The organism is Rhizobium sp. CB3171 (assembly GCF_029714265.1).
Lineage (GTDB): Bacteria > Pseudomonadota > Alphaproteobacteria > Rhizobiales > Rhizobiaceae > Rhizobium.
Genome location: NZ_CP121653.1, coordinates 954875 through 967176, shown reverse-complemented (window position 1 = coordinate 967176; position 12302 = coordinate 954875). Strand labels below are relative to the sequence as shown.

Here is a 12302-nt window from a genome sequence, read left to right as displayed (position 1 = left end):
GTGAGGCCGGCCCTGCCGGATTTGGGAGGATATTATGAGCAATATCGGACTGGAGGAGCAGGCAAACTCCGCCATGATGCGAAGGGTGGCGATTGCTTCCTGCATCGGCACCACCGTCGAGTGGTATGATTTTTTCATTTATGCCACCGCTTCGGCGCTGGTTTTCAATAAGCTGTTTTTTCCGAGTTTCGATCCGCTCGTCGGCTCGCTGGTTGCGCTCGGTACCTATGCCGCCGGATTCTTCGTGCGGCCGATCGGCGGGTTACTGTTCGGCTATCTCGGCGACCGATACGGCCGCAAGAGCGCGCTAGTCACCACGCTTTTGATCGTCGGCATCGCCACCTTCGTCATCGGCCTCATGCCGACTTATGAAAGCATCGGCATTGCCGCTCCGCTGATCCTGCTGTTCATCCGCATGCTGCACGGTTTCGGCATCGGCGGCGAACAGGGTAATGCGATCCTCATCATGTGCGAGCATGCGCCCGCCAAAAGGCGCGGCTATTTCGGCTCATGGGTACAGACGGGTGCGCCCGCCGGCTTCATCCTGCCGCTCGGCATCTTCGCAGCGTTAACGGCCACGCTGTCGGAAGAGGCTTTCATGAGCTGGGGCTGGCGTATTCCCTTTCTGCTCAGCCTCGTGCTGGTGGCTGTCGGCATGTATATCCGCTTGCAATTGACGGAATCGCCGCTGTTCCTGGAAATGCGCAGGCGCCGCGCCGAGGACCCGCATCCACTTGTCGATCGTCAGAAAATATCCGCGCTATCTGGCGCTTGGCTGCGGCACCAAGTTTGCCGAAAGCGTTGCCTTCACCAGCTTTGCGGTGCTGATCACCGCCTATGCGACGAGCCGCGGCGTGTCGCGGCCGGTAATGACGACGGCATCGCTTATCGCCATCGTGCTGGAGTTGGTCTGCATGCCCTTTTGGGGCGCGCTTTCCGATCGCATCGGCCGCAAGCCGGTCTATATCCTTGGCGCGTCGACCGTGCTGCTGGCGAGCTTTCCGACCTTCGCGCTGGTCTATTATCGCGTCGACAGCTACATCTGGGTCGGCTTGACGGCGGCGCTGGCCATCGGCCATAGCGCCATGTACGGGCCGCAGGCCGCCTATTTTGCCGAATTCTTTCCGACCCGGGTCCGCGCCAGCGGCGTCTCCTTCATCCAGCAGATCGGCGCGCTGATCGGCTCCGTCGGAACACTTGCTGCCGGCTGGCTTCTGGCGCTTTTGAATGGTGCGCCCTGGGCGCTTGCTGGCTTCGTCGCTCTCGGCTGTGCGATCACCATCGCCTGCACGGCGGCGCTGCCGGAAACGGCGCCGCGCCTCGGGCGATGGAAGGATCTGGTCGACAGCTTGACGTCTGGCGATAATATGGAAGCCCGCCGACAGCGCGCATAAGCAAGAGACAAAATGATATCAGCCTTCGAAGTATTCTCCGACCGCTGGAGTTTTCTCGGCGAAAGCCCGGTCCTGTCGGATGACGGCAACTGTCTCTGGTGGGTCGATACCGAGGGCTGCCGGCTGCTGCGGACCGACGTAGCGTCCGGCAGAACCGAGGTCTGGGATGCGCCGGAGGCTGTAGGCTGCATCGCCCTGCGGCCGGATGGAACGCTGCTGGCAGGCCTCGCCAGCGGCATTTTTCTCTTCGATCCGGCAAAGGGCGGTTTCGACCTCGCCTGCTCGCCGGAAAGCCGTAGGGATGTTCGCTTCAACGATGGCGCCCTCGATCCGGCGGGCCGCTTCTGGGCGGGCACCATGCAATTCACCCTGACCGAACCTGCGGGCGCCATTTTCTGCGTCGAAGCCGATCTTAGTCATCGCCGCGTCTTCGATGGCATATGGACGCCCAATGGGCTTGCCTTCGATCCGGTCCGTAGCCGCATGTATTTCTCGGATTCTCATCCGACCGTGCAAACGATCTGGGTCTGCGATTATGATGTCGCCACGGGAACGCCGAGCAATCGCCGCGTCTTTGCGACGACGCATGATTTCGCCGGTCGGCCCGACGGGGCGTTTATCGATGAGGACGGCATCTATTGGATTGCCGGCGTCGAGGGATCGCAGCTTCTCCGCTTCGCACCATCAGGCGAAGCGCTGGAACCGATCGCCTTTCCCGTGACGCATCCAACCAAGATCGTCATGGACAGAGCCAATCCGCGCTCCGTTTTTGTCACGACCAGACGAACCGTTCCCGAGGAGGATACGCACGCCTCGGGGCATGTGCTGCGCGCAACTTTTCGATGATCGTTCTAGGACAAGCGCTTATCGGCTGACGTAATCCGGATATTTCTCGCAAATGAGATCGATGATCGACAGCGTGCCGGAAAGATGCTTCCGAAGCGCTGCCACTGCCTGTTCCACATCCCCCGACTGGATGGCATCGACAATGGCATGGTGATCGGCGATGACCTGCTGCTGCTTGCCCGGCATCGGCAGGTTCAGCATGCGAAGCCGGTCGAGATGAACGCTCTGGCGCCGGACGGTTGCCCACAGTCCCAGGATGTCGACCCTTTCGAAGAGGACACGGTGGAAATCCTTGTCGAGGGCATCGAAGAGATCGTAGGTCTCGGGTGACGCCACATGCTCTTGCCGCACCAGAACATGCCGCAAAGCCGCCGCCGTTTCCTCCGGCGATTCGGCCGTCAACCGCCGGACGGCTTCCAGCTCGATCGACAATCTCAGGAAGTGCGCTTCGACGGCGTTACCGATATCGATCCTCGCGACGACGGTGGCGTATTGCGGGTAAACCTCGACCAGCCCCTCCTCCTCCAGCCTGATCAAAGCATCGCGAACCGGCGTCTGGCTGACATTGAACTCGCTCTGAAGCGAGATGCGCGACAGGACGGTGGTCGGCGGCAAACTCATTGAAAGAATACGCGATCGCAGGATTTCCAGGATCTGCGGCGCCACTTGGCGGGAGCGATCCAAGGCGAATTCTTTCGGGTTTACTTTCACTGGCTACCTTCCTGATCGAGAACGTAAGTTCATAAAGCACAATTTAGGGCTTGATGCACTGATACATTAGTGCTTTAGTCAATTTATGTAAACGCGATTTCACGGGTTTGCGTCATTTGGGAGGACATAATGAGAGGATTTCTTCGCGGCATGACCGCGGTTGCCGTAATGCTGGCCGGCACGTTTTCCGCTAGCGCTGCCGAAAAGACCGATATTTCGATCACACGCCAGCCAGGCATTCTTTATCTCGTCAGCCACGTCATGGAGACGCAGAAGTTGATCGAGAAACGCGCCGAAGCTGACGGCCTACCGGGCGTCAAGGTCGAATGGCGTACCTTTAGCGGCGGCGGCGCGCAAACGGACGCGCTTCTTGCCGGCAGCGTCGACATCGTCAATACCGGCACCGGCAATCTGCTGCTGCTCTGGGATCGCACGAGAGGCAAGGTCAAGGGCATCGTCACCAACTCCGCGCAGCCGGTCATCATGGTCTCGCGCGATCCGCGCATCAAATCGCTGAAGGACATCCAGCCGGGCGATAAGATCGCCGTGCCGACGGTCGGCGTCTCGACGCAGGCGATCCTGCTGCAGATGGCCGCCGCTCAGATGTATGGTGACGATCAAGTACACAAGTTCGACGCCAATACGGTGCAGCTTGGCCATCCCGACGCCATGGCGGCGCTTGCAAACCAGAACCATGAAGTGAAAAGCCATTTCTCGGCCCCACCCTTCCAATATCTAGAACTGAAGCAGCCGGGCGTTCATCAAGTCGTCGATTCCCGCGACATCATCGGTGGCGAGCTGACGCAAGGCACCTTCTTCACGACGACGCAATTCGCTGATGCCAACCCCACGATCATCAAGGCCATACGCGAAGCGACGGCCGATGCCATCGGTGTAATCAAAAAGGACCCGAAGACAGCAGTCGAGGCCTACAAGACGGTGAGCGGTGACAAGACCAGTGTCGACGACCTCCTGACGATCCTGAACCAGCCGCACATGATGGAATTCCGCATGGATCCGCAGGGAACCATGAAATTTGCGGCGCATCTCCACAAGATCGGGACCTTGAAGGCGATGCCCAAGGCCTGGACCGACTACTATCTGCCGGAAGCGGCGGATCTGAATGGCAATTGAAGCCTGATGGCGGCGCCAATGCCGCCCTCAGCTATCTCTCATGGAGGAGCCTTATGCTTCAGGCAAAAATTGCAGCCGATGCCGTGCCGGCTGAAATGGCCAAGGCCAAACCACTCTTGAACGTCGACAAGGTGACGCTTCGCTACAAGACGCCGAACCTTTTGATCACCGCCACCGAAGAGGTCAGCTTTTCGGTAGCGCAATCGGATCGCTTCGTGCTCCTCGGACCATCCGGTTGCGGAAAATCGACATTGCTAAAGGCCATCGGCGGCTATCTGACGCTGGCGGCGGGCCGCATCGAGATCAAGGGGCAACCCGTGAAGAAGCCCGGCGCGGACCGGATGATGGTCTTTCAGGAGTTCGACCAGCTCCTGCCCTGGAAGACTGTCCTGGAAAACGTCATGTTTCCGCTGACGACCGCCCGGCGCCTGCCTCGTGCGCAAGCCGAAGCCATCGCCCGCGACTATATCGACAAGGTCAAGCTCACTCGCGCTGTGGATACCTATCCGCACATGCTTTCTGGCGGCATGAAGCAGCGTGTGGCGATCGCTCGCGGCATGGCTATGCAACCCGACATCCTGCTGATGGACGAACCCTTTGCCGCACTCGACGCTCTGACCCGCAGGCAGATGCAGGACGAGCTTCTGCAGCTTTGGGAGGATACGCGTTTCACCGTCATCTTCGTCACACATTCGATCGCCGAGGCAATCAAGATCTCGAACCGCATCCTGCTGCTTTCCCCGCATCCCGGCCGCGTCAAGGCCGAGGTTCGCAATGTCGAATCCGTCCGTCACGACACCGCCGCAGCCGCGGAACTGGAACACGAAATCCATCACATGCTGTTTGCCGAAGCCGGACATAGGGAATAGGCCATGAACGCACCGCAGATCATCCTCGCGCCTGAGAGGACCGAACCCGCAGGCCACATCGCCTCTGTCGAGCAGAGACTCGGCGCCGCCGAACTTCTTTGGCAGTCGAGCCTCTTCCGCAAATCGTTGCTGATAGTCGTCCTGGCCATCATCTGGGAGAGCTATGCGCGGCATCTCGACAATCCGCTGCTTTTCCCGACACTCAGCGACACGCTGACGGCGCTCTACGATCGTTTTGCAGACGGCGTTCTGCCCGAGCGCATCTGGACGACGCTGAAGGTATTGGTGACGGGCTACGTGACGGGGACGGTCCTCGCCGCTATTTTGACCGTTGTCGCAATCAACACTCGTATCGGCACCGATTTTCTCGAAACAATGACGGCGATGTTCAACCCGCTGCCGGCGATCTCGCTGCTGCCGCTCGCCCTCATCTGGTTCGGTCTAGGCCCCGCGAGCCTGGTCTTCGTGCTCGTGCATTCCGTGCTCTGGGCGGTTGCCCTCAACACCCATGCCGGCTTTCTCGGCGTTTCGCGCACGCTGCGCATGGTGGGGGCCAACTATGGGCTGACCGGACTTTCCTATGTGTTTCGCATCCTCATTCCCGCCGCCTTCCCGTCGATCCTGACCGGATTGAAGATCGGCTGGGCCTTCTCCTGGCGCACCTTGATCGCCGCCGAACTCGTCTTCGGCGTTTCCTCTGGTCAAGGCGGGCTTGGATGGTTCATTTTCGAAAACCGCAACCTCCTCGACATACCCTCGGTCTTCGCCGGCCTGCTGACGGTCATCGTCATCGGCCTCATCGTCGAGAACCTGGTTTTCCAAACGATCGAGCGCCGAACCTTACAGAAATGGGGCATGAAGGAATGACGCCCGCGCAAATTCGAGTCCTCGGCCAATAGTTGAATATAAGGTCTCAACATAATGAATATTAAAAGGAAATCGGTGGACTTGCGCAGCGCCAAATGGTTCGCGCCCGACGACCTCAGAAGTTCCGGACATCGATCGCGCACCATGCAGATGGGCTATGCGCCGGAAGAATGGGCGGGCAAGCCCGTCATCGCCATCCTTAACACCTGGTCCGACGCCAACCCTTGCCACGCGCATTTCAAGCACCGGGTCGAAGATGTCAAACGCGGCATCTTCCAGGCCGGCGGCTTTCCTCTCGAACTACCGGCGCTGTCGCTGTCCGAAAGCTATGTCAAACCGACGACCATGCTCTATCGCAATATGCTGGCGATGGAGGCGGAAGAACTACTGCGCTCGCATCCGGTCGACGGTGCCGTGCTGATGGGCGGCTGTGACAAGACCACGCCCGGCCTCGTCATGGGCGCGCTCAGCATGGGCCTGCCGATGATCTACCTACCCGCCGGCCCGATGCTCCGCGGCAATTATCGCGGCGAATATCTGGGTTCCGGTTCCGACGCCTGGAAGTTCTGGGACGAGCGCCGCGCCGGCGCCATTTCGGAGAAGGAATGGGTCGACGTCGAAGCTGGCATCGCCCGGTCCTACGGCCACTGCATGACGATGGGCACGGCGAGCACGATGACGGCGATTGCCGAGGCGTTGGGCCTGACCTTGCCCGGAGCGAGCTCCATCCCGGCAGCCGATTCCAACCATATCCGCATGTCTTCGGCCGTCGGCCGCCGCATTGTCGAGATGGTCTGGGAAGACCTTGTCCCCTCGAAGATCGTCACGGCCGCCGCCGTCAGCAACGCAGTTGCAGTGGCTATGGCGACGGGCTGTTCCACGAATGCGGTCGTGCATCTGATCGCCATGGCGCGCCGCGCCGGTGTCGCCCTTACGCTGGATGATCTCGACAAGGCTAGCCGGACGACACCGGTGCTCGCCAATATCCGGCCGACCGGCAAGGCCTATCTGATGGAAGACTTCTACTATGCCGGCGGCCTGCGTGCGCTGATGGCAAAGCTGTCCACGAAGCTCGATCTCTCCGCGCTGACCGTTTCCGGCGTCACCCTCGGCGAGACCCTGGAGGGCGCCAAGTGCTACAATGACGATGTCATCCGCTCGCTCGACAATCCCGTCTATCACGAGGGCTCCCTCGCAGTCGTGAAGGGCAATCTTGCGCCGACCGGAGCAGTCATCAAGCCGGCTGCCTGCGATCCGCGCTTCCACAAGCACCAGGGACCGGCCTTGGTGTTCGACAGCTATCCGGAGATGAAAGCGGCGGTGGACGACGAAAATCTCGACATCACGCCGGACCATGTCATGGTGCTGCGCGGCGCCGGCCCGCAGGGCGGGCCTGGGATGCCGGAATGGGGCATGCTCCCAATCCCGAAGGCACTATTGAAGCAAGGCCATCGCGACATGCTGCGTCTGTCCGATGCCCGCATGAGCGGCACGAGCTACGGCGCCTGCATCCTGCATGTCTCCCCGGAATCATATGTCGGCGGCCCATTGGCGCTGTTAAAGAACGGCGACATTATCCGCCTCGATCTTGAAGCACAGCGGATCGACATGCTTGTGGATGACGACGAATTGCAGCGAAGGCGCGAAGCCTGGGTCAAGCCCGCGGAAAAATTCGGCCGCGGCTATGGTTGGATGTTCGCCCGCCACGTAGCGCAGGCCGATACGGGCTGCGACTTTGATTTCCTGGAAACCGGTTTCGGCCCGACGCCGGGCGAACCCGATATTTATTGACCGCAAAGGACGATATCATGAGCAATTACGTGTTGAGCAGCGAGACCCGCAGCAAGCTTATGGGCGTTGCCACGCCGACGATCGCCACGGCGCTTTTCAAGCGCGGCCTTCGCAACCAATTCATCCAGGATGTTCGCCCGCTGTCACCGAAGAAAGCGAACATGGTCGGCCAGGCCTTCACGCTGCGCTACATCCCCGCGCGCGAAGATCTGAACACGATCGAGGTCTTCCGCAACCCTGAACATCCGCAGCGCGCGGCAGTGGAAGCGTGCCCGCCCGGCGCCGTCCTCGTGATGGATAGCCGCAAGGATGCACGCGCGGCCTCGGCCGGCTCGATCCTGATATCGCGGCTGCAGGTGCGGGGCGTCGCCGGCGTCGTGACCGATGGCGGTTTTCGCGACAGCCCGGAAATCGCCAATCTCGACATTCCCGCCTATCATCACCGCCCGTCCGCGCCGACAAACCTGACTCTGCATCAGGCGATCGAAATAAATGGACCGATCGGCTGTGGCGATGTCGCGGTTTTCCCCGGCGATGTTCTTGTCGGCGACAATGAGGGCGTCATCGTCATCCCGGCCCACCTCGCCGACGAAATCGCCGATGAGACTGTCGAAATGACCGCTTACGAGGATTTCGTCACCGAGGAAGTCCTTAACGGCGCGACCATCATCGGACTTTACCCGGCAACCAGCGACGCGCCGAAGGTCAAGTTCGCCGAGTGGAGGAAGCAGAAAGGACGCTGATCGGCGTCTTCAGCGCTATGTCGAACCGAAATCCCGTCACCGATTACGGGGACGGGATTATTTTTGAGAATAAATAATTATATCAATATATTATCGATATTATCTAATTTGATCTATGAGGACCCCTTCTTTTGGTGTCGTCTGAAAATTCGTTGCCCTTGGCTGCGCACGGGTGTTGGCGGCCTCGCCTCTTGGCATTGCCAATTATGCGCATAACGGTCTAGCTACAGGCAGCCGATCTTTGCCGCGAGAATTTGATAGTTGAGGAGTTACAAGCCCATGTCCGTCACACGCGAAACCCTGGCCCTGTCCCATGCCGGCGCAATGCAGGCTCTTGCGGCAGCGATCGCCCATGCCGAGAAGATCGGCATTCCGCAGTGTGTCTTTATTGTCGACGCGAGCGGCGAAACCATCGCGAGCATCCGGATGGATGGCGCAAAATATCTAAGCATGCATACGGCTCGCGCCAAGGCCCGCACCGCCGCCTCGATCAATGCGCCGACCGGCGCCATCTCCTTCGAATTCGGCACCGCCGCCGGCATCGCCTCGCAAGGCGGCGTCACGCATCTGCCGGGCGGCCTGCCCATCCGTTTCGGCGGCCGGCTTGCTGGCGCGATCGGCGTAGGGTCGGGCACAGGCGACCAGGATTTCGAGGTCGCCCGCGCCGCACTTGCTGCCATTGGAGCCGATACCGTTTAAGACAGGCTTCTCTCAGTCCGGCCATTTGCGAACGGTGCGTGTCTCCATTCTCCCGTTCAATCTCAGACGGCCGTGGCCGCATGGAAGCGGGACAAGAAAGCCTTCAGCCGCTCATTCTCTGCCACGAGCGCCGGAAGATCCTTCGGCGCTCCCTGAGCGGACACTTTTCCATCAGCCATGAAGACGATGCGGTCGCTGGCGTCCCTGGCAAAGGCGATCTCATGGGTGACCATCAGCATCGTCATGCCCTCCTCCGCCAATTGCCTGACAACATCGAGAACCTCGTTCACCAGTTCCGGATCGAGCGCCGAGGTGATTTCATCAAGCAGCAGAATCTTCGGGTCCATGGCCACGGCGCGGGCGATGCCGACGCGCTGCTGCTGTCCACCCGACAATTCCGACGGCAGATTGTTGATGCGGTGTCCGAGCCCCACGCGGCTGAGCCAATGCTCGGCTATCTCCCGCGCCTCCTTCTTCGGCTTGCCCCGAACCTTCTGAAGGCCGAGCATCACATTTTCCGCGGCAGTCAGATGCGGAAAGAGATTGAAGCTCTGAAAGACCATGCCCGTTTCGGCCCGCATGCGCGCGAGGTCCTTCTCGCCACGGCGCTGCTGATTGGTGCCGTCCCGATAGCCAACTTCGGCCCCATCGATCTGGATCGAGCCGCTGTCATAGCTTTCGAGAAAGTTCACGCAGCGCAGAAGCGTGGTCTTGCCGCTGCCCGAAGGGCCGATGACCGAGACCACCTCGCCTTTGGCGACATCCATATCGATGGAGTGCAACACTTGGACGGGTCCGAACGCCTTGGCGACATTGCGTATTCTAAGGAGCGGCGTGGCAGCTTGTATATTGTTCATGACGGTCAATCCCTGATGTAGGAGTAGCGGCGCTCCATTCTCCGGCTCAGGCTGGAGAGACTGTAGTTGATCGCGAAGTAGATGAAGGCTCCGAGAAGGTAGAGCGGCATGGCCTCATAGGTCCGGCCGATCACTTCGTTGATCGACTGCATGAGGTCAACGATGCCGAGCAGCGAAATCAGAGCACTTCCTTTGACCGCATCGGTCACGCCATTGATCCAGGGCGGCAGAAAGCGGCGTGTCGCCTGCGGGAAGATGACGTAGCGCAGGCGCTGCACAAAAGTCAGGCCGATGGCCATGCCGGCTTCCATCTGTCCCTTGGGAATGGAGAGAACTGCGCCGCGCACGTATTCGACGACCTGGGCCGATTTGAACAGCGTCAACGCGACCACACCGGCCCAAAAGGCAACTATATGCAGGCCGAGTGCCGGAAATCCATAATAGACGATAAAGATGAGAACGAGGATTGGAATGCCTCTGATACAATCGCTGAAGAAGCGCACCAGCAGCTTGATCGGCCAGGGGCCGTAGATCAGCCCGACCCCAAAGACGATGCCGATGCAAAGCGAAAGCGCGACAACGATCGCGGAGACCCAAAGCGTGATCAGCAGCCCTTTCAGAAGGAACGGCAGAGCATAGATGATCGCAGCCATACTAGCGCTCCACCCTGAAATGACCTTCCAACCGTCGCAGGCCGAACAAGATGAGGTAGCCGGTGACGAGATACATCAGGGTCGCGATGATGTAGACCTCGACGATGCGGAAGGTGTTGAAATTGATCCATTGCGCTCCGTAGGTGAGCTCCGGAACGGCAATGACCGAGGCGACCGACGTATCCTTGAACAAGGAGATGAACGTGTTGGACAGCGCAGGCAAGGTGATGCGTGTCATCGTCGGCAGGCGGACGTAAAGGAGCCGCTGCAACGGCGTCAGCCCGATCGCCTTGCCCGCATCGATCTGGCCCCGCGGCACGGCTTCGAGACCGGATCGGAACACCTCAACGAGATAGGCACCAGCATAGACCGACAAGGTGATGACGAAGGAGGTCGTCGCGCTATAGGCGATGTTCACAGCGGTCGGAAGTCCATAAAAGACGAGATAGACGAGCAGGATCAACGGCACATTGCGGATGAACTCGACGTAAGCGGCAATGAAACGGCGCACAATTTTGCCGGCCGATACGTACCAGATAGCGAGGACGAGCCCTATCAAGGCACCGATGGCGATAGAAATGACCGCCAGCTCGAGGCTGAGCAGCAGCCCGCCCCACAGCTTGTCGATGTGTCGCCAGATAAGATTGAAATTCAGGTGATAGCCCATGCCGGCCATTATCTCCCGCTAAGCGATCGATGTCTGCGGCGGAGCCAGCGCCAGCCAAAGCCGCGCTGGCTCCGTCCAGATCAGATGGTCGGGAAACCCGGTTTGCGTACCGGCGCATCCAGGCCGAAATACTCCTTGAAAGCAGCATCATAGAGCGCCGATTCATGGCCGAACATGGCGGTGTTGAACGTCGTATTGACGAAATACAGCCAGTCGAGATCGCCCTGACGGACGCCGGCGCCGTAAAGCATGCTGTTCCACTGCTTGCCCGCATCGAAATAACGATCGGGATTGCGCGAGGAAAGCCAGCGCACGGTCGACAGATCGACCGCGGCCGCATCGACACGCTTGGCTTCCAAAGCCTGTAGAACGTTCGCCTGGGTGTCGATCTGCATGACCTGCGCATCCGGCAGAACGAGGTGAATGGTCTTTTCCGCGTCGACGTTCTGGAGAATGGAAACGCGCGTGCTACTGCCCCCGGCCAGGAGCTTGTCAAAGGTTTTGTTGTCGGCGTCCGGACGGGTCAGCAGAGCCACGCCTTCGACATAATAGGGCCGGGAGAAATTGATGAGCTGCGCACGCTGCGCCGACATCGTCATGAACTGGATGGTAATGTCGACCTTGCCGGTAACGATGTTCGGAATGCGCTGCTGCGCATCCTGCTTGACGAATTCGACCTTGGTTTCATCGTCGAACAGGCCCTTGGCAAGAATGCGGCCCATGGTGATGTCCATGCCGACTAGCTCTCCGGCATCGTTCTCAAAATGCCAGGGAGCGTTGGTGCTGCCGGTGCCCACAATCAGGTGGCCTCGATCCAGCACCGTGCGCAGCAGGCTGTCGCTGGCTGCCTGCGCCGCCGCCTCTTCGCTGCTGGCCATCAGGCCAACCGCAGTACCGACCGCCAAGCCACCCAGGCCCAGCTTCAAAAAATCACGACGCTGCGAAATATCGTTCATGTAAGCCTCCGCGTTTGAGATAAAGTTCCCGTAGTCGAGCTTGTTTTTCAAGCTTCTGTCTTATATATAAGACACGTTTCTTATATTTAGGACGATATACCGATTTTGGCGCTGG

Annotated in this window: 13 protein-coding genes and 1 pseudogene; 9 read left to right on the top strand and 5 right to left on the bottom strand. The window is 59.7% G+C overall.

What is annotated here, in order from left to right:
• Nucleotides 1–34 precede the first annotated feature (34 nt).
• From QA648_RS23800 to QA648_RS23790, 3 genes and pseudogenes are all read left to right on the top strand, one after another.
• Nucleotides 35–661, top strand: a pseudogene (locus tag QA648_RS23800) (MFS transporter); the annotation flags it as partial.
• Between the two features lie 160 nt (nucleotides 662–821).
• Nucleotides 822–1394 carry an MFS transporter gene (locus tag QA648_RS23795; protein WP_283053933.1) on the top strand — a complete coding sequence of 191 codons (573 nt, stop codon included), beginning with the start codon at nucleotides 822–824 and terminating at the stop codon, nucleotides 1392–1394.
• A 12-nt stretch (nucleotides 1395–1406) separates the two neighbouring features.
• Complete coding sequence (locus QA648_RS23790; RefSeq protein ID WP_283053932.1) at nucleotides 1407–2240, top strand: SMP-30/gluconolactonase/LRE family protein; 834 nt, start codon at nucleotides 1407–1409, stop codon at nucleotides 2238–2240.
• A gap of 18 nt (nucleotides 2241–2258) precedes the next feature.
• Here the strand turns inward: QA648_RS23790 and QA648_RS23785 are convergent, their stop codons facing one another.
• Nucleotides 2259–2951: a GntR family transcriptional regulator gene (locus QA648_RS23785; protein ID WP_104826833.1), complete on the bottom strand. Its 693-nt coding sequence runs from the start codon at nucleotides 2949–2951 to the stop codon at nucleotides 2259–2261.
• Between the two features lie 129 nt (nucleotides 2952–3080).
• On the opposite strand from QA648_RS23785, the gene QA648_RS23780 reads away from it, so the two are divergent.
• From QA648_RS23780 to QA648_RS23755, 6 genes are all read left to right on the top strand, one after another.
• Nucleotides 3081–4085, top strand: a complete 1005-nt coding sequence (locus QA648_RS23780; RefSeq protein WP_104826834.1) for an ABC transporter substrate-binding protein — start codon at nucleotides 3081–3083, stop codon at nucleotides 4083–4085.
• Nucleotides 4086–4138: 53 nt separating this feature from the next.
• Nucleotides 4139–4954, top strand: coding sequence for an ABC transporter ATP-binding protein (locus tag QA648_RS23775; RefSeq protein WP_283053931.1), 816 nt, complete (start codon nucleotides 4139–4141; stop codon nucleotides 4952–4954).
• A gap of 3 nt (nucleotides 4955–4957) precedes the next feature.
• Nucleotides 4958–5821, top strand: a complete 864-nt coding sequence (locus QA648_RS23770; RefSeq protein ID WP_283053930.1) for an ABC transporter permease — start codon at nucleotides 4958–4960, stop codon at nucleotides 5819–5821.
• A 54-nt stretch (nucleotides 5822–5875) separates the two neighbouring features.
• Complete coding sequence (gene araD / locus QA648_RS23765) at nucleotides 5876–7612, top strand: L-arabinonate dehydratase (RefSeq protein ID WP_283053929.1); 1737 nt, start codon at nucleotides 5876–5878, stop codon at nucleotides 7610–7612.
• Nucleotides 7613–7629: 17 nt separating this feature from the next.
• The gene (locus QA648_RS23760; RefSeq protein ID WP_104827892.1) at nucleotides 7630–8355 is read left to right on the top strand and encodes a ribonuclease activity regulator RraA; all 726 of its coding nucleotides are present in this window, start codon (nucleotides 7630–7632) and stop codon (nucleotides 8353–8355) included.
• Nucleotides 8356–8634: 279 nt separating this feature from the next.
• Nucleotides 8635–9054, top strand: coding sequence for a heme-binding protein (locus tag QA648_RS23755; RefSeq protein WP_283053928.1), 420 nt, complete (start codon nucleotides 8635–8637; stop codon nucleotides 9052–9054).
• A 62-nt stretch (nucleotides 9055–9116) separates the two neighbouring features.
• On the opposite strand, the gene QA648_RS23750 is transcribed toward QA648_RS23755, so the two are convergent.
• The 4 genes from QA648_RS23750 to QA648_RS23735 all read right to left on the bottom strand — a co-directional run bounded on the left by QA648_RS23750 (nucleotide 9117) and on the right by QA648_RS23735 (nucleotide 12187).
• The gene (locus tag QA648_RS23750; protein ID WP_283053927.1) at nucleotides 9117–9911 is read right to left on the bottom strand and encodes an amino acid ABC transporter ATP-binding protein; all 795 of its coding nucleotides are present in this window, start codon (nucleotides 9909–9911) and stop codon (nucleotides 9117–9119) included.
• Between the two features lie 5 nt (nucleotides 9912–9916).
• Nucleotides 9917–10564 carry an amino acid ABC transporter permease gene (locus tag QA648_RS23745; RefSeq protein WP_283053926.1) on the bottom strand — a complete coding sequence of 216 codons (648 nt, stop codon included), beginning with the start codon at nucleotides 10562–10564 and terminating at the stop codon, nucleotides 9917–9919.
• Between the two features lies 1 nt (nucleotide 10565).
• The gene (locus QA648_RS23740; protein WP_104827894.1) at nucleotides 10566–11231 is read right to left on the bottom strand and encodes an amino acid ABC transporter permease; all 666 of its coding nucleotides are present in this window, start codon (nucleotides 11229–11231) and stop codon (nucleotides 10566–10568) included.
• Nucleotides 11232–11311: 80 nt separating this feature from the next.
• Entirely contained in the window at nucleotides 11312–12187 is an 876-nt protein-coding gene (locus tag QA648_RS23735; protein ID WP_104826840.1) for a transporter substrate-binding domain-containing protein, read from the bottom strand.
• Nucleotides 12188–12302: the final 115 nt, after the last annotated feature.